Genomic DNA, 25391 nt, shown 5'->3' on the forward strand with positions numbered 1-25391 from the left:
TTCTCCCGATTCTAACGGGCCGCTTCGGGCCGCCGCACCTTGATGAACGCGAAGACAGCAGCGATGAGCATCGGACCGATCAGCCAGGCTGCTGAGCGCAGCATCCCGGTCACGATGATATCCGCGCCAGGCAGCCACGTCGGCTGGCCGAGGACATAGGAGAGGATGACGATGACGAATGCGGCGATGAGCATCGGCGAGGAACTCAGGTACATCGTCTTGAGGTGCCAAAGTCCGCAGGCCACCAGGAGAAGGGACAGGGCAAGCCCCCAGGGCAGAATGACCGGGGTGCCCGCCAGGTCGAACACACTCACGTTGAGGTGCTGCATGGCGCCGAGGAAGCCGATGAGTACGGCCAGCACGACCGCGTGGGCGTAGGCGAAGAAGCCCGGCTTCTTCGGCTCCCGACGTCGGCGGCGCAGAGGAAGAGCGGCGGCGCCGGCAGCTCCAGCCGCGGTTCCGGCGCCTGAATCCTGTCTCTCACAGGCGTCGATGTCGAGGTCGGTGAGCACATGGGGTGCGGGATCCGAACGCAGCCGCAGGTCAGAGATGGGGGCTCCTGCGCCGATGGAGTAGTACTCGTGGTCGAGGATCTTCATGCCGATGTCGTTCGACAGGGCGAAGAAGGCCCCGGACACCGTCACCTGGGTGCGATGGGCTGCCAAGGCTGCACGTTTGGCGCCGAGGACAGAAGAGATGTCCTGGGCGACGACGATATCGCTCACAGGCGGCTTGGTCGGGATCGTCTGAGCCGGTGCGAAACCGGTGTCGGCAAATCCCGGCTGGTTCGGGTCGAATGTCTCTCGGGCCGCTTCAGCCGGGACATCGACGAACAGGAGTCGCCCGGCCCTCCAGTCGGCTGTGTCGACGGCAGCGACGGTGGCCTCGTGGACGCGCACATGGTCGGGGTGACCATAACCGCCGTTGGAAGCGTAGGTGATGACCGCATGCGGTCGGACTTCGTCGATGACGGCGGCGATGTAGCGAGCAACGGTCGTCAGTTCGGCCGCGCAGAGAGCATTGGCCGGCATGGTCGAAGCGGCGACGGCATGACCATCGGCGCCCCACTCCATGCCGGAGTCTTCGAAGGTGTGGGCGCTGCCGCCCAGGAACAGGTGCTCGCGCACACCCAGGGCAGCCATCGCCTCGGCGATCTCTGATTCCCGCACGCGGGCCAGCCCTGCCCGATTTCCCTCAAGACCTTTGAGGTCAGCGGGGATCACCTCACCGTCCTCACCTCGTGTGGCGCTCAGGACCGTGACCTGCGCCCCCTCGCCGACCAATGCGGCGATCGTTCCTCCGGTCGTGATCGTCTCATCGTCGGGATGAGCGTGCACGAAGAGGATGCGGGGTACGACGGTCATGGGGTCCTGAGCGCTCGAGGTCATACTGTGCTGTTCGAAATCACGCGTTCTGTTTACGCATCTTGGCGTAGGTCTTCGCGCGTTCCTTCGGGTCGAGTTCCAGCTTGCGGATGCGCACTGCACCCGGCGTGACCTCGACGCATTCGTCCTCACGGGCGAATTCGAGGCTTTCCTCGAGTGTCAGTCTGCGTGGCGGAACCAGGTTTTCGAAGGAGTCCGCCGAGGCTGAACGCATGTTCGTCAGCTTCTTCTCCTTCGTGATGTTGACGTCCATGTCATCGGCGCGAGAGTTCTCGCCGACGATCTGGCCGGTGTAGACCTCAGAGGTGGGCTGAACGAAGAAGCTGCCGCGTTCCTGCAGGTTGATCATCGCGTACGGGGTCACGGAGCCGGGACGGTCGGCGACGAGGGATCCATTCGTCCGGAACTCGATGTTGCCGGCCCAGGGTCCGTATCCGGCTGAGAAGGAGTTCGCGATGCCGGTTCCGCGGGTCTCGGTGAGGAACCGGGTGCGGAATCCGATGAGGCCACGTGCGGGGACGGTGAATTCCATCCGGACCCAGCCGGTGCCGTGGTTGGTCATGGTCGACATGACACCCTTGCGGCTGGCCAGGAGCTGAGTGACGGCGCCGAGGTAGTCCTCAGGAACGTCGATCTGGAGCTCTTCGAACGGCTCGTGGACCTTGCCGTCAACCTTCTTGGTGACTACCTGCGGCTTGCCGACGGTGAGCTCGAAGCCCTCACGACGCATCTGCTCGACGAGGATGGCCAGCGCGAGCTCGCCACGTCCCTGGACTTCCCAGGCGTCGGGACGCTCGGTGGGAAGGACTTTGAGGGACACGTTGCCGACGAGTTCCTGGTCGAGGCGGTCCTTGACCATGCGCGCGGTGACCTTGGTGCCCTTTTCGCGACCCGCCAGCGGCGAGGTGTTGATGCCGATGGTCATCGAGATCGCAGGATCGTCGATGGTGATCGCAGGCAGGGGCTTCGGGTTGTTCAAGTCGGTGAGCGTGTCACCGATCATGATGTCGGGAATGCCCGCCACGGCGACGATGTCGCCGGCAGATGCCTCGGTGGCCGGGACCCGGTCGAGGCCCTGAGTCTCCAGGAGTTCGGTGATCTTGACCGAGCTGATGTCATCGCCACGAGCCCAGGCGACCTGCTGGCCCTTGCGCAGGGTGCCGCCGAAGATGCGCAGCAGAGCAAGACGACCCAGGAACGGAGAAGCGTCGAGGTTGGTGACGTGTGCCTGAAGGATGTCGTCATCGTTGATCTCCGGAGCCGGAATGGTCTCGAGGATCGTCTTGAACAGCGGCTCCAGGTCCGGATTGGACGGGGCCTCACCATCGGCAGGCTGTTCGAGCGAAGCGGCGCCGACCTTGGCGGCGGCGAAGACTGTGGGCACGTCGAGCACCGAGTCGACGTCGAGATCGGGGACTTCATCCGCGAGGTCGGAGGCGAGACCGAGGAGCAGGTCCTGGGCCTCTTCGACGACTCCGTCGATGCGAGCATCGGCACGGTCGGTCTTGTTGATCAGGAGGATGACCGGCAGCTTCGCGGCCAGCGCCTTGCGCAGCACGAACCGGGTCTGGGGCAGAGGTCCCTCGGATGCGTCAACGAGGAGGACGACGCCGTCGACCATGGATAGGCCGCGTTCGACCTCTCCCCCGAAGTCAGCGTGACCCGGCGTGTCGATGACGTTGATGACGATGGGATCGTCACCGGCTGAGGGTCCGTTGTAGAGGACCGAGGTGTTCTTCGCGAGAATGGTGATGCCCTTCTCGCGTTCGAGGTCGCCGGAGTCCATGACGCGTTCAGCAAAATCACCGTGTTCGCTGAACACACCTGTCTGGCGGAGCATGGCGTCGACCAGAGTGGTCTTGCCGTGGTCGACGTGGGCGACGATTGCGACGTTGCGACGGTTTTCCCGACGCGTGATGGCTTCAGTCATCAAGAACCTTATGAGCTAGAGAGATTGGTCCGGTGCGGACCCAACAGACCATTATACGGCCACACACTTACCGGAAATGACAGGTGGTGTTCAAAAACGACTGAGAGGAATCCGAATTTGAATGCATTCGGTGGCCGCAGTGTCGAGTGAGCATCCGCTCGAAAGCGAATCCGACCCGTCCACTGCGACCACCGAGTGGTCGCGTTGGCCGCTGAGCTGAACGGAGATCAGGCGTTGGCCGTGGCTTCCAGGACGGCGTCCCTGGCTTCACGACGTTTGCGCTGTTCGCGTGGATCCGGGACCGGGACCGCGGACAGCAGCCGCTGGGTGTAGGGATGGACCGGGTTGGCGACGACCTGGGAACTCTTCCCGATCTCCACGAGGAAACCGTGACGCATCACGGCGATACGCGAGGCGATGCGTTCGATGACAGCCAGGTCGTGGCTGATGAACAGGCAGGCGAATCCGTACTCCTGCTGCAGCCCCTCGAACAGGTCGAGGACCTTAGCCTGGACCGAGACGTCGAGTGCCGAAGTCGGCTCATCGGCGATGAGCAGCTTCGGCCGCAGCGTCAGTGCGCGGGCGATGCCGATCCGCTGTCGCTGACCGCCCGAGAGTTCGTGCGGATAGCGGTTGCGCATCGATGTGGGCAGTTCAACCGCGGTGAGCAGCTCTTCGACGCTCTTGCTCAGCGCCGGCCCCTTCATTCCCTCGTGGAGGTACAGAGGTTCGCCGATGGACTCACCGACGGGCAGGCGTGGGTTGAGCGAGGAACCGGGATCCTGGAACACGATCCCGACTTCCTTGCGCAGGGGCCGCAGCTGCTTATTGCTCAGGCCCTTGATGCTCGTGCCGTTGATGACCATATCGCCTTCGACAGTGGGCAGAAGACCCAGTGCGGCACGACCGATCGTCGTCTTGCCCGACCCGGATTCGCCGACCAGTCCCACAACCTCTCCAGGAGCGACCATCAGGTTGATGTGATGGGCGGCCCGGAAAGCCTTCTTCCGTCCGATCGCCGGATACTCGATCGCGGCATCGCGCAGCTGCAGTGCGGAAGGCTGCGAGAAATCAGCCTGAGATCCCGGGTGGTAGTACGTCTCCGTCGAGTCCATCTCGATGTCGTCGCCGCGCATCGGCTGCCCGGCGGCCTCTGCGGCCTCGGCCAGACCGGAGACTCGGTCTGCTCCGCCCTCGGTCACGAAGGGGCTGAGAGTCGCACTCGGCGGATGAGCGGCCTGATCGCTGCTACTCCCTGCGGCGTCGGCTGTGTCCTCGGCTGTGCCGTGAGCTGCATCTGATTCGTGGATGACTGCAGAGTCCTCGATGTCGGAGAGCTCCGCGCCGAATGCCTCCCCCTCGATACCCGTACCCAAGTGCGGTACAGCCTCGAGGAGCTGTTTCGTGTACGGGTGCTGCGGGTTGTAGAAGATCTCTTCCGCATTGCCAGATTCGACGACTCGCCCTGCCTTCATCACGATCATGCGGTCGGCCATATCGGCGACCACACCCATGTCGTGGGTGATGAGGATGATGCCGGCGTCGAGCTTCGACTTCAGCTCACGCATGAGTTTGAGGATCTCCGCCTGGACCGTGACGTCCAGGGCAGTGGTCGGCTCATCGGCGATGAGCAGCTTGGGCTGGCAGGCCAGAGCCTGAGCGATCATGATGCGCTGGCGCTGTCCGCCCGAGAGCTGGTGCGGGAACGAGTGGAAACGCTCCTCCGGGTCCGGGATCTCGACGAGACGCATCAGTTCGAGAGCGCGCTCCTTGGCCTCAGTAGGGCCGACGTCCAGGTGCACGCGCAGTGTCTCCACGATCTGGAAACCTGCCGTGTAGACCGGGTTGAGCGCCGTCATCGGCTCCTGGAAGATGACGGAGATCTCGTTTCCTCGGATCTGCTGCATCTTCTCCGGCGGCATGCCGATGAGTTCGGTGCCGCCCATCTTGGCCGAGCCGGTGGCCCGACCGTTGCTGGGCAGCAGGCCGAGCAGTGACATGCTCGACTGCGACTTGCCGGACCCGGATTCTCCGACGATTGCGAGCACTTCACCAGCGTTGACCGTGTAGTTGAGTTCCTCAGCGGCCATCCACCATTCGTCGTTGACCCAGAAATTCACTCCCAGGTCTTTGACATCGAGGACCGGTGATTTGGCTGTGCTTGTGGAGTCACTCATCACTTCGCCTCCTCTTTCTGCGTCGTGTTCGCGACCTTGTTCTGGGTCATGCGCTCGGCCTTCTTCATCTTCCTCCAGCTGGGAATGGTCTTCATTCGTGGGTCGAACGCGTCGCGCAGACCGTCGCCGATGAAGTTCACACACAGAGCAATGACGATGATGAACAGACCGGGCCACCAGAACAGCCACGGACGCGTGGCGAAGGACGTCTGGTATTCGCTGATGAGCTGACCCAGGGAGATGCCGGGTGGACTGATGCCGAAACCGAGATAGCTCAAGGCTGCTTCGAGCACGATAGCCTGGCTCATCACCAGCGTGGTGTTGACGATGATGACACCCATGGCGTTGGGCAGCATGTGCTTGAACATGATCCGGAAATCACTGGCCCCGGCCACACGGGCCGAATCGACGAATTCGCGTTCGCGCAATGACATGAAGTCGCCGCGCACGAGTCGTGCCAGCCCGGTCCACAGGATCGCTCCCAGAGCCAATCCGAGCAGTGGTCCGTTTGCGCCTCCGACCAACTTGCCGAGGATCGAACCAATGACGATGACGGGCAGGATGATGAAGCCATCCGTGATGCGCATCAGCAGGGAATCGATCCACCCGCGGTAGTAGCCAGCCAGTGCACCGACGATTGTGCCGATGACGAGGCAGACCAGGCCGATGATGACCATGACGATGATGGAGATCTGCGTGCCCTTCATTACACGCGCGAAGTTGTCACGACCGATGTCGTCCTGCCCGAAGGGATGGTCTCCCAGCGAGAAGAAGTTCGAGAACGACCACGTCGGTGCACCTCCCGGATTGAGGATCTGTCCCGAGGAGGTGTGGTTGTAGATCCACCAACCTGGTATCGGACCAAAACCTACCGAGGAGAAGGCGAAGAGGGCGACGAAGGCGAAGACGCCGATGCTGATCATCGCGCCCTTGTGGCGGAGGAACTTCCGGAAGACGATTTTGCCCTGAGACAGGCCTTCGGTTTCCTTGGCTTCGATCGCATTGTCCCCGACGTCGTCGGGGGCGAGAGCATTCTGTCTGTCGTTATTGGTACTCATGCGTTCACTCGGATTCTGGGGTCGAGGACTGCGTAGAGGAAGTCCGCGACGAGGTTGGCGATGATGGCGAGCAGGCCTGTGATGAGGATGTAGGCCATGATCGGATCGAGTTCGGACTGTCTCATCGAATCGATGAAGAGTTTGCCCATGCCGTTCCAGCCGAAGATCGTCTCAGTGATCACGGCGCCGCCGATCATCGTGATGATGTCGACGGGAATGATCGATGCCAACGGCAGCAGAGCATTGCGCAGTGCATGGCGCATGACGACAGTTCGTTCGTTGAGCCCCTTGGCTCGCGCCGTACGAATATAGTCCTGCCCCATGACCTCGAGCATCGAACCGCGCGTATAGCGGGTGTACGAAGCAAAGGAGATGAGGATCAGAGCGATCGACGGCAGGAGGAGGTGAGTGAACGTGTCCAGGTTCGCTATCCAGAAGTCACCCTCAAGGTTCGGCGTCGATGCGCCGATCGTCGCGATCGGTCGGTTATTGATCGCAGGCTGGTTGGAGTAGTCGCCCCACCCCTGCAGCACACGATCGGCAAAGATGAGCACAGCGACGATGAGGCCGGTGAAGAAGGTGGTGCGCACCGTGTCCCAGGGATCGGGTCCGCGGAACGCCAGACCCACGCCGACGGCCACACCGATCGTCACGATCAGGAGTCCGAACATCCACAGCCAGTTCATCTCCTGGTAGTAGAAGAGGTATTGCAGCGGCATGTACAGCAGAGCCCCGATGACAGCCATAGCCAACGTCGCATAGAGCACTCGCTTGTTCTTCAGCCCTGTCGACAGGAAGGTCATGACCACAGCAGCACCGAGGCCGATGACGACGACTCCCACGATGCCGATGCTCGGCGCCTGCAGCCAACCGCTGGCAAGGATGTAGTAGATCGTCACGAAGGTGATGACCGTGGCTGCGAGGAAGGTGATGAGTCTGCGCTTGCGGCCGCCTCCCAAGGCGCCCATCCAGAACAGTCCCAGCGCAACGCAGACGAGGATTATCGGCACCCAGCTGCTCAGCGTCGGATCGTTGATGAAGTTGTTGATCTCAATCGCGCCGTACTGCTTGAGCAGAACTGCGACCCAGAACACGGGCAGTGAGTACAGGAGGAATGAGACGAAGGTGATGAAGTAGTCGAAGCCCGAGTACTGGCGAATCGCGGAGACCATGCCGACGGCGATTCCGAGCACGATGGCCACGATCGTCGAAGCGGTGATGAGTTTGACCGTGTTGGCGATCGCTCCCTGCAGCTGAGAGGTGACCTCTTGGCCGGATTTCCAAGCGATGCCGAAGTCACATTGCCCGACCACACAGCCGCCCACGCCGGCCAGCCACTTGAAGTAGCGCACGATCGCCGGGGTGTCGAGGTCAAGCAGTCGGCGACGGGACTCGTAGAGTGCCTCGATGTTGGGAGAGGTGCTCGAACGCAGATCCCAGAAGAAGTCGAGGGCGACGTTGAGCAGGAGGTAGAGGACGAATGTCACGACCAGGAGCACGAGGGCTGTCGAGAGAAGTCGCCTGAGGATGAATCTTGTCATTAGGTGTCCGTTTCAATCTTCCGAAAACGCCGCTGTGGGGACCACACAGTGATCCCCACAGCGGATGGGGGTGGAGGAGACCGGCCGCGTCAATGGCGGATCAGTTGGTCTCCCACTCCCAGTAGTTCCAGAAGATGGTCGGCGACACGGTGGTCGATTTCGCATTCTTCAATTTGTCTCGGTAGATAACAAGCTCCGGATGCTGGAACAGCGGCGCACCAAATGCGTCAGTAGTCAACTGCTTTTCCAACTCTGTTGACAGTTTGGCGTGTTCGGACTCTGGCGCACCGACGATTTTGTCAAGAATCTTGTCGGTCTTCTTGCTCGAGTAACCGCCGTAGTTGTTCTGAGCCCCGGTGCGGTAGTTCGCATCAGAGTCAGTAATTCCTGTCGATTCGGACTGCCAGCCGAACAGCGAGACATCGTAAGTGCCATCGCCGAGGCGAGTGCCCCAGTTGACATCTCCGACGTCTTCGATCTTGAAGCCGGCCTTCTCAGCCGATTCCTTGATGAGCTGGAACTCCTGCTGACGGCGTGAGTTCGTGTTGTCATACATCACGCGCACCTTGGGAGCATCGACACCTGCATCCTTGAGCAGCTTCTTAGCACCCTTCAGGTCAACCTCTTTGAGGTCTTCCATCCCATTGCCTTTGATGATTTCGTCATACATCGGCGAGCCGGGAACCTGGTTGAAGGAGTCACGTGTTACCGCATCCGGGTTGAGCGGTTTAATGATCTTATCGACGATGTCCTGGCGAGGAAGGGTCTTGAGGAACGCCTGACGCACCTTCTTCGTCTTCTCTTCGTCGCCGCCATTGGCAGCCGGGTCAAAGGGGCCTTTGTTGTCGAAGGTGAAGTCCACATGTTCGTAAGTCGCACCGTCGGCTGAATCTACATTGACGCCGTCGATGTCTTCGGCTGCAGACAGAACATCGGCGGTCGCCTGAGGCTGGGTAAAGTCAACCTCACCGTTTTCGATTGCTTGAACCATAGCCATTGGGTCACCGTTGTAACGCACTGTGACGGTGTCGACCTTCGGCTTCGTTGGGCCGGTGTACTTGTCGTCAAGTTCAAGTGTGACGTACTGCCCCTCTTCGAACTTGGTCATCTTGTAGGGACCGTTGTGGACGAGGAGGTCTTCGTCTTTGGGCATCGAGGTGAAGTCAAATCCGGTGTTCCAAGTGTTCGAAATCTTGGAAAGTTTCTCCGTGTCCTTGTCCTTAATCGCCTTGAGTATCGCCTGTTTGCCCTTTTCGGGATCGTCAATTCCCAAAGCTTTCTTCGCAACGATGTGGGAAGGGAGCCCTACCCCGTTAGGGCCGATTCCGGCAAAGCCGGTCTGCCAATCAGCGAAGGGCTTGGAAAACTCAAAAGTAGCTTCGGAGCCGTCATCGGAAATCTCAGGGAAGTCCTTCACGAGCTTCGGACCGATCGAGGCCGAGTCGAAGTACACAGTCTTCGCATCATTCTCCTTGACCGAACCGTCGTCGTTGTTGTTCTGATCGACGGTGTTGAAGTTCGACGATGTAGCTGCCCATGTGAGGGCCAGGTCGGCGGCGTCCACAGGGGTGCCGTCAGACCATTTCGCATCATCATTGAAGGTGTACTTGATCTTCAAAGGATCATCAGCGACCTTCTCGAGCTTGCCAAGCGCACCGTCCTGCACCTCGAGGTTGTCGTCGTAATACCCGAAGTTGTCATTCATCATGTAGGTGAGAATGGCGTTCGAGACAGCATTACCGTTCGCTGTCTGAGTATTCATCGAACGGAAGGACTCATTCCAACCAATATTGAGGTTCGATTTCTCTGACGACTTCTCATCGTCTCCGCCGCCGGGGGGTGTGCACGCAGTGAGCACCATTGCTGCTGCGGCAACTGAGGCTCCGGCCGCGAGGAAGCGCTTTTTCACGTTCTCTCCTTGTTGTCATGAGGCTGTTTCGCCTGTGTAGCCACGCCCACAATCCGGGGCGTGATGCGCTCGATCACTCCCTGGTCGGGAGTGTGACCGCGTTCATGTTTTTCACATGGAATGCCTCAAAGTTAATTCACGCGGCAGTGTGACAGAGTCCACATGCTGAGCATATTTCACAATCGTTACCGTTTCGAGATCAAGGGAACATGCACACAACCCGGAGTCTCAGTGGATAGGATGTTCAGGTGGTGAACAGTGAGATAGATCGCAATTCAGGGAACAATCAGCCGACGATCGTGCGGACTACGAGCTCCACGGTGCTCTTCATCGTCATCGCGGGGCTCTGCGTGATCGGCCTGGGCTCAATCATCGTCGGCGACTTCACAACACGAGGCCTGGCTGTGGCGGGAATCCCGGTCGCCATCATCACAGTTGTCTACGCCCTCTACCGGTTTCCTCGCGTCGAACTTGGGCACAATGAGATCTCACTGATCAATCCCCTGAAGTCGGTGCGCATCCCCTGGAACCTCGTCGACGGGTTTGATATCCACTTCGGGCTCGGAGTGCGCACCCATGAGAAGATCTTCTCGTCGTGGCCCTTGGCCAGCCGGGGTAAAAAGATGGAGAAGGACGAGCACGGCATTCGCAGGCTGATGGACAATCCGAATCCCGCTGTCGATACCGTGCTCGACCGCTACTCCGGCCTCAGCGACGAGGAGCTGGCGAACCCTCGCGGCGAACGCACCATCACCACTACGTGGAATTTCGGTATCATCGCCGCGCTTGTGGCCGCCATCATCTGGGCAGGCATCGGCTTCGCCGCCCTGCCCAGCTGATCAGAAGTTCCAGCTGATCAGCTGTTCCGACTGATCACCAGCCGCGTTCGCGCCATTCGGCCAGCTTCGGGCGTTCCTCACCCAGCGTCGTGGAATCACCATGCCCAGGCAGCACCTTCGTCTCATCGGGCAGCTGGTCGAAGACCCGCTCCTCCAGATCGTCCAACAGGGAAGTGAAGCCCTCTGTGCTCCAGGTCTTGCCGGGTCCACCGGGGAACAGCGAATCACCCGAGAAGAGGATGGTCTCTCCCCCGTCGCGCAGCAGCAGGGCGATCGACCCCGGCGTGTGACCGCGGAGGACGATCGCCTGTAAGACGAAGCCGCCGAAGTCTCCGACGTCGAGGTGGTCGACCGTTCGTGTGATCTCCACGCCCTCAGCCGCTGTGATCGCCTCCGCATCATCGCTGCCTGCGATCGTCATCGCGTCGGGGAATGCCGCCGAGGTGGCCGGCAGTGCCCTAATGTGATCCCAATGCTGGTGTGTGGTGATGATCGCCTGCAGCTCAGGGTCCGCCGAGGTGTCCTCGGCTCCCGAGGCGATGAGATCCTTGATCGCCTCAGCATCGTCGGCTGCGTCGATGAGGACCTGGGATCCTGATTCCTTGGCCGTGATCAGGTAGACGTTGTTCGCCATCTCGGACACTGCGATGCTGCGGATGACGACGTGTTCGGTTTCGATAGTTTTCGTCATTGTCGGTTCACCATGCTCCTCTTGTGTACTGCGGTGGATACGGTCCCGGTTCGACTCCGAGATCGTGGGCTGCTCTCTGCGGCCACGCCGGTTCGCGCAGTGCCGCCCGTGCCAGGAAGATCGCGTCGGCCTGTTCCGAGGCCAGGATCGTCTCCGCCTGCTCCGGATCGGTGATGAGGCCGACGCTACCGGTGTTCACGCCTTCTGCGCGGATCGCTGCCGACAGCGGCACCTGGTAGCCGGGGCCGACGGGAACCTTGACCGGGAAGTTGCCTCCGGAGGAGACATCGATGAGGTCGACGCCGCGTTCCTTGAGGTCACGGGAGACAACGACAGCTTCGGCGATGTCGAAGCCGCCTTCGCGCCATTCGCTGGCAGAGAGACGGACGAATACGGGCACCTCCTCGCCCACTGCTGCGCGCACGGCCTGGTAGGTCTCGGTCAGCATTCTCGAACGTCCGGCGAGGTCGCCGCCGTACTCATCCGTGCGTTCATTCGACAGCGGAGACAGGAACGAATGGAGCAGGTAGCCGTGGGCGGCGTGGAGTTCGACGAGGTCGAACCCGGCATCGATGGCTCGGACAGCGGCCGCGGAGAAGGCATCGACCACCTCGGCGATGTCGTCCTTCGTCATCTCCTGCGGCTCTTCGTATCCGGGATAGGCGATGGCGCTGGCACCGAGGGTGGGCCAACCGCCCTCGGACTCGGGGACGCTGCCCCGAGGATTGCCCTCGAAGGGACGGTAGGTGCTGGCCTTGCGGCCCGCGTGTGCCAGCTGCACACCGATGCGACTTCCCTGCGAATGGACGAAGTCAGTGATCGAGGACCAGGCTTCTGCCTGATCGTCATTCCAGATGCCGGCATCTTGAGGTGAGATTCGTCCCTCGGGGAGGACGGCGGAGGCCTCGGTGAGGATGAGCCCGAACCCACCCTGGGCACGCGCGCCCAGGTGAACGAGATGCCAGGTGTTGGGCATCCCGTCCTCGGACTCGCAGGAATACTGGCACATCGGGGCGAGCCAGATGCGGTTGGCGATCTCAGTTCCGCGCATTGTCATGGGTGAGAAGAGTTGAGTCATGCCACCAGTCTGCCAAGATTTCTCGTCGTTCAGAGCACGATGTTGAATACTGGTACGGCCAAGACATACACCGTGACTGTGATGAGAACGAATCCGATGACATTGAGCCACAGTCCGCCTTTGACCATCTGCGCCACCGTCACATACCCGGACCCATAGGCCACGGCGTTGGGCGGTGTCGCGACGGGAAGCATGAATGCGCATGTCGCGGCCAGCGCCACCGGAATCGTCAGCAGCAACGGATCGAGGTCAAGTCCCAGCGCCACCCCGCCGACGACAGGAACGAAGGTGGCCGCGGTCGCGGTGTTCGAGGTCAGCTCTGTGAGGAACAGAATGATCAAGGCGAAGATCGCGACGACGAAGACTGTGGGCAGGACTCCCAATCCGCTCGTGGACTTGCCGATCCACTCAGTCAGTCCCGAGGAGGAGAACTGCGCGGACAGGGCCAAACCACCGCCGAAGAGGAGGAGCACTCCCCAGGGCAGCTTCTCGGCAGTGTCCCAGTCGAGGAGGCGGACTCCACGATTGGCTCCGCCGGGAATGAGGAAGAGGAGGAGACCGATGACCATCGCGATGCCCTCATCGCTGATCGGTGGCTCCTCGAAGATCAGCGGCAGGGAGATCCAGCTGACCGCGGCGAGGACGAACATGCCCAGCACCAGCTTTTCCCCGGTCGACATCGGGCCGAGCTTCTGCAATTCCTCGCGGATGAGTTCCCGGCCTCCAGGGATCTCATCGATCTCAGGCTTGAACAGCACTTTGACCAGAAGGAACCAGGCGATGACCATCATCACGGCCGCCAGAGGGACCCCGACGAGCATCCACTGGGCAAAGCCGATGGAGATGTCGTGGTTGTCCTTGAGATAGCCGACGAGGAAGAGGTTCGGCGGTGTGCCGATAATGGTGCCGAGGGACCCGATCGAGGCCGAATAGGCGATGCCCAGCATGAGTGCTGTGCCGAAGTTGGACTTCACCACGGCGTCGAGCCCGGTGTCGTCCTGACTGTCGTCTGAGTCCGCGGCGTCGGTGCCCGAAGCGTCGGTGACGGCTCCTCCGATGACCTTGCTCACGATCATCAGAACGGAGATTCCGATTGGCAGCATCATCACCGCCGTCGCCGTGTTCGATACCCACATGGAGACGAAGCCGGTGGCGCCCATGAAGCCTGCGATCATCGGTCCCGGCTTGTTGCCCATGACGGACAGCGTGATGAGGGCGATTCGCCGGTGCAGGTTCCATCGTTGCATGGCCAGTGCGATGAGGAATCCACCGAGGAAAAGGAAGATGATCGGGTTGCCGTAGGACGCACCGACGGTGTCCATCTCGACCTCGGTGCCGAAGAAGGGAAAGGCCACGAGCGGCAGCAGAGAGGTAGCCGCGATCGGCAGCGCCTCGGTCATCCACCACACAGCCATCAACACGGCGACAGCAGCTGTCAGCTTCGCGCCGTGCTCGACCCCGTCGGGCATGATCGCGTAGACGAGGGTCGACAGGATGAGCCCGAGCAGGAACCCGGTCCAGCGAATGCGCACCGCCTGCTTGGACAACCCAGGTGCCCTCTCCCCCGGTGAGAGTTCATTGAGCTCGGCGGAGTTGTCGGTTCGTGAGTGCTGTTCCTGAGTCATCTGCGCTCCTCATTGAGCAAGATCGGATGCTGTGGACTACATCTACACCCTACTCAAGAACGCCTCGATGTGGTCGAAGACGATGTCGGGATGTTCGGCCATCGGCAGATGAGCGGCATCAGGGATGACGACCATCGCTGAGTCGGCCACCTGTGCCGCCAGCTCGGCCATGGCCTCGGGGGTGCAGCCCGGATCCTGTGATCCGGCGATGAACAGGCTCGGCGTGGTGACAGCCTCAAGGCGCCCAGTCACGTCGTACTGCGTCACAGCCCTTGCACAGGCGATATAGGCAGAATCATCGATCATTGCCAGGTCCGTGAGGATGGCCGGTCCCGATGCGATGTCTTCGGTGAGGAAACCGGCGGCGAACCACCGGTCGGCGGTGTCGTCGAGCTGGCCGCGGGTGCCGTCCTCGGCGACGTCCTTGATCCGTTCGGCCCAGGATTCGTCGGTGCCGAACTTCGTCGCCGTCGCACAAGCCACAAGACCGGTCAGCGAGTCAGGGTGTTCGAGTGCCAACGTCAGTCCGATGCCGCCCGAGATCGAGACACCGCAGTAGGTGAACTTCTCCACGCCCAGTTCAGCCAGGCTGGTGACGAGGCCTGCTGCGAGATCGGAGACGGTGAAGTCCGCCCCGTCATCGGTTCGAGGCAGTGTGTGACCGGGAAGATCGCTGAGGTAGATCTGGTAGTCATCGGCGAATCTGGCCGCGACTGCGGCCCAGAGGGAGACCCTGGTGCCGAGGGCGTTTCCGAAGACGATGGCCGGTGAACCCGGATTGTCATTGAGGGGGTGGACTGCAATGCGCAAGAGTGCTCCTAGCGAGGTTCGAGATCAGATGAGATGTTCGAGGTCAGGAGTGCTGTTGGAAGGTCAGGAGACCACCGCACTCAGCCTACCGCCCGAGTACTGGAGATAACAGCGTGGGCACAGTGATTCGTAGGTCACCGCGTTGCCGTCGATGGCCACCTGGTCACCGTCGAAGATGAATTGGCCGTCGACGAGCCGTCCGTTGAACATCGCCTTGCGTCCGCAGCGGCAGATTGTCTTGAGCTCTTCCAAGGTGTGAGCAATCTCAAGCAGTCGGGCAGAGCCGGGAAAGGCCTTGGTGCGGAAATCGGTCCTGATCCCGTAGCACATCACCGGCACCGAGGCGTTGGTGGCGATGCGCATGAGCGAATCGACCTGGAGCGGTTCGAGGAACTGAGCTTCGTCGATGAGCAGGCAGGCCACGCGGGCCTTAGGCGTGTCGATGGATTCGAGCAGAGCATCGTGATCGACGTAGTCAGCGTGCTCACGGTAGATGGTCTCAACGTCGGAGCCTGCGGGGATGAGGAAGTCGACTTCTCTGGTCACACCGAGGCGGGAGACGATCTCGCCGGCGCCCTTCGTATCGATGTGGGGTTTGGCCAGCAGCACTCGCTGGCCGCGTTCCTCGTAGTTGAAGGCGGCCTGCAGCAGGGCGGTCGATTTTCCGGAATTCATCGCCCCGTAACGGAAGTAGAGCTTGGCCACCGTCGTCCCCTCACAGTCGTTCGTGATCATTGTCCTGTTGTGTGTGACGAAACAGAACCCTACCGGGAAGCTGAGCACAACCGGGGCAACGGTAGGATGGGGTGGTCAAACCCCAAGACGATGTGGAGTAGTCCATCACCATGGCCAAAATCATTTATACGCGCACCGATGAAGCGCCTCTTCTGGCGACGTACTCGCTCAAGCCGATCATCGAAGCCTTCGCCACCTCGGCGGGCGTCGAGGTCGAGACCCGAGACATCTCCCTGGCCGCGCGTGTACTGGCACAGTTCACCGATCGGCTTCCTGCGGACCAGCAGGTCGCTGATTCCCTGGCAGAGCTGGGCGATCTGGCCAAGAAGCCAGAAGCCAACATCATCAAGCTGCCCAACATCTCGGCTTCCGTCCCCCAGCTCAAGGCCACCATCGCCGAACTCCAGTCCCAGGGCTACGAACTGCCCGACTACCCGGACGAGCCGTCGACCGATGATGAGCGCGATGCCAAGGCTCGCTATGACAAGGCCAAGGGCTCAGCAGTCAACCCGGTCCTGCGTGAGGGCAACTCCGATCGTCGCGCCCCACAGGCAGTGAAGAACTTCGCGAAGGCCCACCCTCATTCGATGGGTGAGTGGTCCTCTGACTCGAAGACCAATGTCGCCACCATGGCCGCCGGTGACTTCCGTGACAATGAGAAGTCCGTTGTCATCCCTGCCGATGACACCCTGCAGATCCGTCTGCGTCCCGCCTCCGGCGAGACCGTCGTGCTCAAGGAGTCGCTGCCGGTCCTCGCCGACGAGGTCATCGACGCCACCAAGATGGATGTGGCTGAGCTCCACAAGTTCCTCAAGGCCCAGATCGCATGGGCCAAGGACGAGGGCATCCTGTTCTCCGTCCACCTCAAGGCCACCATGATGAAGGTCTCCGACCCGATCCTCTTCGGTCACGTCATCGAGGCGTTCTTCCCCGAGGTCTACGCCGAATACGGTGTAGCCCTCGCCGAGGCGGGTCTGACCTCTGACAACGGACTGGCTGCCATCCTCGGCGGGCTCGACGCTCTCCCAGCCGATGTGGCCGACGGCGTCAAGGCCGGTATCGAGAAGGGCATCGCCGAAGGCCCCTCCCTGGCGATGGTGAATTCCGATAAGGGAATCACCAACCTGCACGTGCCCTCCGACGTCATCGTCGATGCCTCAATGCCGGCGATGATCCGCGTGGGCGGCAAGATGTGGAACAAGGACGACGCGACCCAGGACGCCCTGGCCGTCATCCCCGACTCCTCCTACGCCGGTGTCTACCAGACCGTGATCGAGGACTGCCGTGCCAACGGCGCCTTCGATCCGACCACGATGGGCACCGTTCCCAACGTCGGACTCATGGCCCAGAAGGCCGAAGAATACGGCAGCCACGACAAGACCTTCGAGATCGCCCAGGACGGCGTCGTCGAGGTCGTCAACTCCGTCGGTGAGGTCATTCTGTCCCATAATGTCGCCGCCGGTGACATCTGGCGTGCCTGCCAGACCAAGGACATCCCGGTCCGTGACTGGGTCAAGCTTGCCGTCACCCGTGCCCGCCTCTCCGAGACCCCAGCCGTGTTCTGGCTCGACGAGACCCGCGCCCACGACCGCAACCTGCGGGCCAAGGTCGAGGCGTACCTCGGCGACCACGACACCGAGGGCCTCGACATCCGCATCATGAACCCGGTCGAGGCGACTCAGTTCTCGATTGATCGCATTCGCCAGGGCAAGGACACCATCTCGGTGACCGGCAACGTCCTGCGCGACTACAACACCGACCTGTTCCCGATCCTGGAACTGGGCACCTCGGCGAAGATGCTGTCCGTGGTTCCGCTCATCGCCGGTGGCGGCCTGTTCGAGACGGGTGCCGGCGGTTCGGCCCCGAAGCACGTCCAGCAGCTGGTCGAGGAGAACCACCTCCGCTGGGATTCGCTCGGTGAGTTCCTCGCCTTGGCCGAATCCTTCCGCCACGAGTTCAACGTCCACGGCAACGCCCGTGCCGGAGTTCTCGCCGACACCCTCGATGCTGCAACCGGCAAGTTCCTTGAAGAGAACAAGTCGCCTTCACGCAAGGTCGGCGAGATCGACAACCGCGGCAGCCATTTCTACCTCACTCTCTACTGGGCGCAGAACTTGGCCCAGCAGACCACGGACGAGCCGCTGGCCGAGGCCATCAAGCCTGTTGCCGAAGCTCTCGAGACCAACGCCGACAAGATCTCGGCCGAACTCCTCGAAGTCCAGGGAAGCCCTGCCGACCTGGGTGGCTACTACTACCCGGAGGAGGCCAAGCTCGACTCGGTCATGCGGCCTTCGGCGACGCTCAATGAGATCATCTCCACCCTGAGCGCGAAGGTCTGATCTGACTTCTTCAGGTCAGACGCCGCAACACCTCACTCATGCGCCCATCAGCGACTATGATGGGCGCATGAGTACTCAAGACCCACGTGGCGAATCACAGACGCCCGACGAGCTGCTGGCCGAGACGCAGTCCGTGCTCGGCGACGAGGATCCGGCGACCGGCAGCACCCGCGAGGTCGCACCGACTCAGCAGGTTGATCCGACACAGCGCATCGAACCCGAGCAGCAGACCGAACCGACACAGCGCCAGGAACCGACTCCTGCAGGCAAGGATGCCGAACTGGCACAGCTCAAGGGCGGCTCCGGCATGTCGGCGGGAATGTGGGCATCCCTCATCCTCGGCGCCGTCATCGTCGTGCTCCTGCTCATCTTCATCCTGCAGAACAACATCCCCGCCGACTTCCAGTACTTCGGGTGGCAGTTCCAGCTGCCCCTCGGCGTTGCCATGCTCTTCGCCGCGATCGGCGGAATCTTCATCGCCGGCATCATCGGATCCGTGCGCATCTTCGTGCTCAACCGCAAACTGAAGAAGATCTCGAAGGCTCTGGGCCGCTGATACATGGAGTCCCACCCCGGTTTCACACTCCTGCCCTCCCAACTCGATTCGACCATCGTCCTCGCCGACACTGACGCCGAGGCCGAATGGGCTCGCATCGATCTCTCTTCGCTGACGAAGCAGGAGATGAATTATGCGACGGAATTCGAACCCGATGCCGCGGCCACCTGGGCTGCAGGTCGAGTCATCCTCCGTCATGTCCTCGGCACGCACCTGGACCGCGATCCCGCCGACATCGAGATTCGCCTCGACTCGGCCGGCAAACCACGAGTCGAGGAGTGCGAATTCTCCGTGACTCGAGCCAGGCGCTTGGTTCTCGTCGCCGTCGCCGACGATCCCATCGGAGTCGACCTCGAAGCTGTGCCCGAGCATGCGGTTGCCGCCGAGGCGATGGCGTTGCTTCACCCGAAGGAGCGAGCCGAACTCGAGCAGGTCGCAGCCTCCGATCTGGCAACAGATTTCGTGCGCGTGTGGGCCCGTAAAGAAGCCTTCCTCAAGGCTCTGAGCACTGGTCTGGCACGTGACCCTGGGATGGACTACATCGGCGCCGCCGCGTCACCCAGTTCTCCGCACCCCGACGTCGAGATCTTCGACCTGGAGTCAGGTCTGCCCGCGGGCTACCACGCCGCCATCGCGTTCAACCGCTGACGGTCGCTTGCTGAGGGTCACTCTCGGTCAGTCGGGTTCTCAGTCCCAGACGGTTTCGGTCACTCGCTGCGCCTTGTGGCAGCACCGGACGCCTCGTCCTCGGCGAACTCGGGGCCATTGGCTCCGGTGGTGAACACGACGGCAATGGCCAACGAGCCGAGTGCCGTGTAGCCGAGCCAGACGAAGCCTGCCGCCGAGCTGTCGACAAGGGCGAGGATCACGGCGAAGATCGTCGAGACCACCCAGAGCGAGTCGAATATCGCCAGGTACTTCACATAGCTCTTCTCACCCTTGCGGGCGCCGTAGGAGATCTCCGTGGCAGCGCTGAGGAAGAGCAGGACGATCGCCGTGATCGCCAGCCACCTGGGCGCGAGCAGGAATGACTCGACCGCGGGAAGATACGCCCAGAGTGCGACCGCGACGAGCAGTTTGAAGACGCCATCGGCGACGAACCCGAATTTCATCATTGTCCGATCCTACTCAACCGCTCCTGCACCGTCTCCAACGCCTGGTGCAGCACTGCGGCTTCGACGTTCGAGTGGGCGATGACGATACCGTGCCTGACGTCGCTGTCCGCACTCCATCCGGCTGCCAGCGAGGCCACAAGGATCCCTCGCTCTGCAAGGTCGCTGCGAAGCTGTGCCGCGGCGGCCTCTCGAGTCTCGATGACGAGGGTTCGACCTTCGTGGACGAGACCGGGAATCGAACCGACCTGGGCCAGGACCGCCTCGGCGGCTCTGAGCCTGCGCCGACCACGCGAGATTCTGCGACGCAGCCCTCCCGAACTCAGATACGACGCGATCGCTGTCTGCATGACCGGTGAGAACGCCGGACCCAAAGCTGTGCGCATGATGCTCAATCGGCGGCCGAGCTCCCCGTGGGCGATGATGTACCCGGTGGACACGGCAGAGGTCAGCAAAGTTGAGAACGTGCCGATGTGGACCACCTGTGCCGGAGCGTCGGTGGACACCGCGAGATCGTAGAGGGTGGGCACCACTGTGCGGGCGTAGCGGGCTTCGCTGTCGTAGTCGTCTTCGATGACGATGACGCCGGTCGCCTGTGCCCATTCCAGGAGTCTGACCCGTCGGTCGATGGGCATGGTGGTCCCATGCGGGAACTGGTGGTTGGGAGTCACGACGACCGCGCCGAGGTGGCCAGCGGTGCCTTCAGGCAACTGTGTCGTGTCGATCGGCTCGAGATCGCGATCCGACATAGCCTGACGCAGTCCCGGAAATCCGGGGTTCTCGACGCCGATCGCACCCTCGACTCCCGTCGTGAGGAGCAGGCGGAGCCCATCCCGGGATCCGCTGGTGAGGATGATGTCATCGGGGTCCACCCTCATCCCCCGCGTCAGGCGCAGGTGGTCGGCGATCGCCCATCTGGTCTGCGGCTGACCCAACGGATCGATCGGACCCGGATCGATGTCGAGCGAATCACGCCATGCTCTGCGAAACGCGGGTTCCTGCAGCGGGTTGTCTCCGCCGAAGCCGGGACGCAGGTCGACGAAGCTGCGCAGTCTGCGACGTGGAACCTGCGGTGGGCGCATACGCGGATCACGTGTGCGCGCGGTGTTCGGCAGCTCCGGGTTCACCCGTGTGGCTGAGCGTTCGGACGTGGTGAGGAACCCCTCGACGACGAGTTGGGCGTACGCGGTTTCGACGGTCCCACGCGAGACATCGAGGTGGGCGGCCAGACGCCTGCTGGCAGGCACCGGCTCTCCGGGGCGAACCGCTCCGGCGGCGATGAGTCGCCTGATCTCCGCCACCAGCTGATCAGGCAGCGGCGTCGGCACATCCCGGTCGATGTCGATGGGCAGTGCGATCCCGTCGGCCCGGGGCAGGGCTATGTCTGGCGGGGCATCATTGGGGTGCGTCGGCTGAGCTGGAGACATGCATCGATCATACTGGCCTAAAACTTTTCATGTTTTCTGGCACTCCTGGTAAGCCACTTAGGGATCTAGTGTTGTGGTGAACGGCCGTTCTCACGAATCAATTCGCCCTTTCCATCGGGCTCACCGCAAACTGAAAGCACACCAATGACACAGTCACAGACCCTGCTCAACACCGGCCTGGCCCAGATGCTCAAGGGCGGCGTCATCATGGACGTCGTCAACGAAGAGCAGGCACGCATCGCGGAGGCGGCCGGGGCCTCGGCGGTCATGGCGCTCGAACGAGTGCCCGCCGACATCCGCGCTCAGGGCGGAGTGGCCCGGATGAGCGACCCCGACCTCATCGACGGCATCACCGCTGCCGTGTCGATCCCGGTCATGGCCAAGGCCCGTATCGGGCATTTCGTGGAGGCGCAGATCCTCGAGACTCTCGGTGTGGACTACATCGACGAATCCGAGGTCCTCTCCCCCGCAGACTTCGTCAATCACATCGACAAGTCCGTGTTCAAGGTTCCCTTCGTCTGTGGTGCGACCAACCTCGGCGAGGCTCTGCGGCGCATCACAGAGGGCGCGTCGATGATCCGCTCCAAGGGTGAGGCGGGCACCGGTGACGTCTCCGAGGCGATGCGCCACCTGCGGACCATCAACTCCGAGATCAGAGCCCTGGGTGCCAAGAGCGAGGACGAGCTCTACGTCGCGGCCAAGGAGCACGCGGCCCCGTACCACCTGATCAAGCAGGTCGCCGGCCTGGGCCGACTGCCCGTCGTGACCTTCGTCGCCGGCGGCATCGCCACTCCGGCGGATGCTGCGATGATGATGCAGCTGGGTGCCGACGGCGTCTTCGTCGGATCCGGGATCTTCAAGTCCGGAAACCCCGAGGCCCGCGCCAAGGCCATCGTCGAGGCGACCACCCACTTCGACGATCCGATCGCCGTGGCCAAGGCCTCTCGTGGGCTCGGCGATGCGATGGTCGGCATCAACGTCGCAGATGTTCCAGCACCCCACCGTCTGGCGGAGCGCGGCTGGTGAGAGTCGGCGTCCTCAGCCTCCAGGGAGCCTTCCGAGAACACCTCGTTGTCCTCGACTCCCTGGGGGCCACCTCCTGCAAGGTGACCAGGCCGGAGCACCTCGACAACATCGATTCCATCATCCTGCCCGGCGGTGAGTCGTCGGCCATGGTGCGCATCGCCGCCACGACTGAGCTCTTCCCCGCGCTCCGAGAGAAGATCAGTACTGGACTGCCGGTCTTCGGCACGTGTGCCGGGCTCATTCTTCTTTCGGATCGACTCACGGATGCTTCGTTGGACGGTTTCGACCGCCTCGGCGGGCTTGATGTGACTGTAGCTCGCAACGCCTACGGCAGGCAGCGGGAATCCTTCTGCGCGCCGGTACAGATCACCGGCCTCGACGGCGCGTTCGACGCGACATTCATCCGGGCCCCGCAGATTCTGGATCTGGGTTCCGGTGTTGAGGTGCTCAGCGAATACGCCGAGGTGCCCGTGCTGGTGCGCCAGGGCAATATTTGGGGCGGCAGTTTCCATCCGGAGCTCGGGACGGACACGAGGATCCACGAAGAATTCCTGCACAGCCTCGGCGCGACCGTGTAAAGATTGAACCATGACGAATGAGACGCTGCAGAAACTCAAGTCCGGATACACCTTCGATGCGCAGACCTTGGATCTGGGTGTGGCGCTGAGCGAGGACGTACCCGACAAGGACACGCCCATCTCGATCCCTCTGTCGATGCTCAACCGGCACGGACTCGTTGCGGGCGCCACCGGCACCGGTAAGACGGTGACCCTGCAGGTCCTGGCCGAGCAGCTCTCTCGCGCCGGTGTCCCCGTCTTCGCGTCCGACATCAAGGGTGACCTGTCGGGAATCGGTGCGGCGGGCGAGGCTTCTGAGAAGCTGAACAAGCGACTCGAGGCCTCGGGCCAGGAGTGGAGGTCATCGGCCAACCCCACCGAGTTCTACACCTTGGGAGATTCGGGACTGGGAACTCCGCTGCGGGCCACCGTCACCTCGTTCGGACCGATCCTGCTCTCCAAGGTCCTCGAGCTCAACGACACCCAGGAATCGGTGCTCTCACTGGTCTTCCACTATGCCGACACTGCCGGTCTCGCGCTGCTCGATCTCTCCGACCTGCGCGCGGTGCTGAACTTCCTCACCTCCGATGAGGGCAAGGCCGACTTGGAAGACATCGGTGGGGCATCGAAGGCCACCGTCGGTGTCATCCTGCGAAAGATCTCCGAGCTCTCTGCTCAGGGCGGCGATGTGTTCTTCGGCGAACCCGAATTCGACACCGCCGATCTGCTGCGCCTTGACGACAACGGGGCCGGAATCGTCTCGGTCCTCGAGCTCCAGAAGCTCAATCAGTCCCCCGCGCTCTTCTCCACTTTCCTGATGTGGCTGTTGGCCGACCTGTTCCAGGATCTGCCGGAGGTCGGCGATGCCGACAAACCCTCACTTGTGTTCTTCTTCGACGAGGCGCACCTGCTCTTCGCCGATGCCTCAAAGGCGTTTCTGCAGTCGGTGACGCAGACCGTGCGTCTCATCCGTTCGAAGGGCGTCGGCGTCTTCTTCGTCACGCAGACTCCGAAGGACGTACCCGATGATGTGCTGGCCCAGCTGGGTTCGCGCATTCAGCATCAGCTGCGCGCGCATACTCCCAACGATGCCAAAGCGCTGAAGTCGACTGTGCAGACGTTCCCGAAGTCCGACTACGATCTCGAGGAGCTGCTCACTTCGCTGGGTATCGGGGAGGCGATCGTGACGGTGATGGATCCTGAGGGTGCTCCCACGCCCGTGGCTCCGACGAGGATGCGTGCACCCGAGTCGCAGATGGGACCGATGTCCGAGGACGAGATCAAGGCCGCCGTCGCGGCATCTCCGCAGCATGAGAAGTACGGCACTGCCATCGACAACGAGTCTGCTCGCGAGATCCTCACAAAGCGCCTGGAGGCAGGCTCTGAGGCCCATGATGAGGAGCAGGCAGCCACGGACAAGATTGCGTTCCCGGAGGACTCGGCACAGGTCTCCCGGTCGGGATCAGGCTCGCGGTCGTCTTCGGGGTCGAAGCAGAAGGAGGACGACAGCATGTTCTCCAAGGTCGTGCAGTCCTCGGCGTTCAAGCAGTTCACTCGCACTGCGGTCCGAGAGATCACACGCGGAATCTTCGGCACCTCCCGCCGTCGCCGTTGATTCGCCGCTAGTCCGGCGTTAATTCTGAGCTAGCTCGGCGTTAGAACCGCCAGCACGGTTGTTCCGGCCCGCAGGACCAGCCTGCGGCAGTCACCGATGAGGTCCCCGTCGAGCTGGACCTGAGTCGGGGTCTCAAGGCTGATGCTGAGTTCGGTTCCTCGCCAGTAGTGCATCGAGGAGTGGGATGCCGGTCGGCGGTTCACACGGTCCCAGCCGATCTGCGCCCATTCGCCGAGGCGGTCACCGGGTTGCGTCGACCTCAGCTCTACAGACAGAAATTCGAACTCATCTGCACCCACCTCGGCGTGGTCGAACACCGGGATTGGTCCGGCAGGTCGTGAAGTCTTCGCTGCCATCACCGACCACATCTCGGTCACGGTCGTGCCGTTCAACTGTGAGCTGGACGAGTGTGGGTCCATGAGTCGGGCCTTGATCAATGGTGCGAAGAGGGCCCGGCTGGCACCGTAGGCATAGCCGAGAATTCCCATTCTGAGGGCCGCCGGCAATTGTGCCTGCCCGGAGATTGCGATCGCATCTCCCCCGACTCCTGCCAATGACACGAAGTGCTCACGGCGTGAACCACTCGAGGTGAAACAGTCTGCTTCGTTCACAGGCACGTGGCGGATCAGCATCGACTGGAATCCCACATGCGCTTCGACCAATTCCAGCGCATACTCAGCCGATCGGATTCCGATGTGCTTGGACAGGACGTTCGCGGTTCCGGTCGGAATGATGAGCACAGGCACCTGCGCTGCGGCCAGCACCGGAGCACTGGCTCGCAGTGTGCCATCACCTCCGAGCACGACGATGAGGTCTGCACCCCAGTCAAGCAATTGCGAGGTCTGCTCGCTCCCCGGCCACTGCTGTGTCGTTGTTGCACTGCGATACGTGATCCGTTTCCGCTTGAGGACCTCGACGAGTCGGGCGTAGGCGCGCATGGTTCGTGCGTGCTTCGGGTTGGCGAGGATTCCGACCTTCATC

General features: G+C 62.1%; 21 protein-coding genes. 7 read left to right on the top strand and 14 right to left on the bottom strand.

The window, feature by feature from the left end; genetic code table 11:
* Positions 1 to 11 precede the first annotated feature (11 nt).
* The 6 genes from HX613_RS07645 to HX613_RS07670 form a co-directional block, all read right to left on the bottom strand.
* Positions 12 to 1364: a PIG-L family deacetylase gene (locus tag HX613_RS07645; RefSeq protein ID WP_235344790.1), complete on the bottom strand. Its 1353-nt coding sequence runs from the start codon at positions 1362 to 1364 to the stop codon at positions 12 to 14.
* Between the two features lie 40 nt (positions 1365 to 1404).
* The gene (gene typA, locus HX613_RS07650) at positions 1405 to 3315 is read right to left on the bottom strand and encodes a translational GTPase TypA (protein WP_235344791.1); all 1911 of its coding nucleotides are present in this window, start codon (positions 3313 to 3315) and stop codon (positions 1405 to 1407) included.
* Positions 3316 to 3542: 227 nt separating this feature from the next.
* Positions 3543 to 5492, bottom strand: coding sequence for an ABC transporter ATP-binding protein (locus HX613_RS07655; RefSeq protein ID WP_235344792.1), 1950 nt, complete (start codon positions 5490 to 5492; stop codon positions 3543 to 3545).
* Positions 5492 to 6550: an ABC transporter permease gene (locus tag HX613_RS07660; RefSeq protein WP_235344793.1), complete on the bottom strand. Its 1059-nt coding sequence runs from the start codon at positions 6548 to 6550 to the stop codon at positions 5492 to 5494. The genes HX613_RS07655 and HX613_RS07660 overlap by 1 nt, the downstream gene beginning before the upstream one ends.
* Entirely contained in the window at positions 6547 to 8091 is a 1545-nt protein-coding gene (locus HX613_RS07665; RefSeq protein ID WP_235344794.1) for an ABC transporter permease, read from the bottom strand. The genes HX613_RS07660 and HX613_RS07665 overlap by 4 nt, the downstream gene beginning before the upstream one ends.
* Positions 8092 to 8191: 100 nt before the next feature.
* Positions 8192 to 9799 carry an ABC transporter family substrate-binding protein gene (locus tag HX613_RS07670; protein ID WP_235344795.1) on the bottom strand — a complete coding sequence of 536 codons (1608 nt, stop codon included), beginning with the start codon at positions 9797 to 9799 and terminating at the stop codon, positions 8192 to 8194.
* 452 nt (positions 9800 to 10251) lie between these two features.
* Between HX613_RS07670 and HX613_RS07675 the strand changes: the two genes are divergently transcribed.
* The gene (locus HX613_RS07675; RefSeq protein WP_235344796.1) at positions 10252 to 10839 is read left to right on the top strand and encodes a hypothetical protein; all 588 of its coding nucleotides are present in this window, start codon (positions 10252 to 10254) and stop codon (positions 10837 to 10839) included.
* Positions 10840 to 10873: 34 nt separating this feature from the next.
* On the opposite strand, the gene HX613_RS07680 is transcribed toward HX613_RS07675, so the two are convergent.
* The 5 genes from HX613_RS07680 to HX613_RS07700 all read right to left on the bottom strand — a co-directional run bounded on the left by HX613_RS07680 (position 10874) and on the right by HX613_RS07700 (position 15748).
* Positions 10874 to 11530 (bottom strand): MBL fold metallo-hydrolase, encoded by a 657-nt coding sequence (locus HX613_RS07680; protein ID WP_235344797.1) that lies wholly within the window; start codon positions 11528 to 11530, stop codon positions 10874 to 10876.
* Positions 11531 to 11537: 7 nt separating this feature from the next.
* Entirely contained in the window at positions 11538 to 12608 is a 1071-nt protein-coding gene (locus tag HX613_RS07685; RefSeq protein WP_235344798.1) for an NADH:flavin oxidoreductase/NADH oxidase, read from the bottom strand.
* Between the two features lie 29 nt (positions 12609 to 12637).
* Complete coding sequence (locus tag HX613_RS07690) at positions 12638 to 14233, bottom strand: SLC13 family permease (RefSeq protein WP_235344799.1); 1596 nt, start codon at positions 14231 to 14233, stop codon at positions 12638 to 12640.
* Between the two features lie 42 nt (positions 14234 to 14275).
* On the bottom strand, positions 14276 to 15043 hold the full coding sequence (locus HX613_RS07695) for an alpha/beta fold hydrolase (protein ID WP_235344800.1): 768 nt from the start codon (positions 15041 to 15043) through the stop codon (positions 14276 to 14278).
* A gap of 63 nt (positions 15044 to 15106) precedes the next feature.
* Positions 15107 to 15748, bottom strand: coding sequence for a thymidine kinase (locus HX613_RS07700; RefSeq protein ID WP_096162928.1), 642 nt, complete (start codon positions 15746 to 15748; stop codon positions 15107 to 15109).
* A gap of 140 nt (positions 15749 to 15888) precedes the next feature.
* Between HX613_RS07700 and HX613_RS07705 the strand changes: the two genes are divergently transcribed.
* The 3 genes from HX613_RS07705 (at position 15889) to HX613_RS07715 (ending at position 19321) form a co-directional block, all read left to right on the top strand.
* Entirely contained in the window at positions 15889 to 18117 is a 2229-nt protein-coding gene (locus HX613_RS07705; protein WP_235344801.1) for an NADP-dependent isocitrate dehydrogenase, read from the top strand.
* Between the two features lie 67 nt (positions 18118 to 18184).
* The gene (locus tag HX613_RS07710) at positions 18185 to 18673 is read left to right on the top strand and encodes a LapA family protein (protein WP_235344802.1); all 489 of its coding nucleotides are present in this window, start codon (positions 18185 to 18187) and stop codon (positions 18671 to 18673) included.
* Between the two features lie 3 nt (positions 18674 to 18676).
* Positions 18677 to 19321 carry a 4'-phosphopantetheinyl transferase family protein gene (locus HX613_RS07715; protein ID WP_235344803.1) on the top strand — a complete coding sequence of 215 codons (645 nt, stop codon included), beginning with the start codon at positions 18677 to 18679 and terminating at the stop codon, positions 19319 to 19321.
* A gap of 59 nt (positions 19322 to 19380) precedes the next feature.
* On the opposite strand, the gene HX613_RS07720 is transcribed toward HX613_RS07715, so the two are convergent.
* Both HX613_RS07720 and pdxR read right to left on the bottom strand, forming a co-directional pair.
* On the bottom strand, positions 19381 to 19788 hold the full coding sequence (locus HX613_RS07720; protein ID WP_235344804.1) for a hypothetical protein: 408 nt from the start codon (positions 19786 to 19788) through the stop codon (positions 19381 to 19383).
* Entirely contained in the window at positions 19785 to 21212 is a 1428-nt protein-coding gene (gene pdxR / locus HX613_RS07725; RefSeq protein ID WP_235344805.1) for a MocR-like pyridoxine biosynthesis transcription factor PdxR, read from the bottom strand. Before pdxR ends, HX613_RS07720 begins: the two co-directional genes overlap by 4 nt.
* Positions 21213 to 21356: 144 nt before the next feature.
* On the opposite strand from pdxR, the gene pdxS reads away from it, so the two are divergent.
* Genes pdxS through HX613_RS07740 form a run of 3 tightly spaced genes read left to right on the top strand, consistent with a single transcriptional unit; the run spans position 21357 to position 24410 of the window.
* Positions 21357 to 22238 (top strand): pyridoxal 5'-phosphate synthase lyase subunit PdxS, encoded by an 882-nt coding sequence (gene pdxS / locus HX613_RS07730; protein WP_235344806.1) that lies wholly within the window; start codon positions 21357 to 21359, stop codon positions 22236 to 22238.
* Positions 22235 to 22816, top strand: a complete 582-nt coding sequence (gene pdxT / locus HX613_RS07735) for a pyridoxal 5'-phosphate synthase glutaminase subunit PdxT (protein WP_235344807.1) — start codon at positions 22235 to 22237, stop codon at positions 22814 to 22816. The genes pdxS and pdxT overlap by 4 nt, the downstream gene beginning before the upstream one ends.
* Before the next feature lie 10 nt (positions 22817 to 22826).
* Positions 22827 to 24410 carry a helicase HerA-like domain-containing protein gene (locus tag HX613_RS07740; protein WP_235344808.1) on the top strand — a complete coding sequence of 528 codons (1584 nt, stop codon included), beginning with the start codon at positions 22827 to 22829 and terminating at the stop codon, positions 24408 to 24410.
* 29 nt (positions 24411 to 24439) lie between these two features.
* On the opposite strand, the gene HX613_RS07745 is transcribed toward HX613_RS07740, so the two are convergent.
* Positions 24440 to 25390, bottom strand: a complete 951-nt coding sequence (locus HX613_RS07745) for a diacylglycerol/lipid kinase family protein (protein WP_235344809.1) — start codon at positions 25388 to 25390, stop codon at positions 24440 to 24442.
* Position 25391: the final 1 nt, after the last annotated feature.

It is taken from the genome of Brevibacterium sp. UCMA 11754, assembly GCF_021532275.1.
Classification (GTDB): Bacteria; Actinomycetota; Actinomycetes; order Actinomycetales; family Brevibacteriaceae; genus Brevibacterium.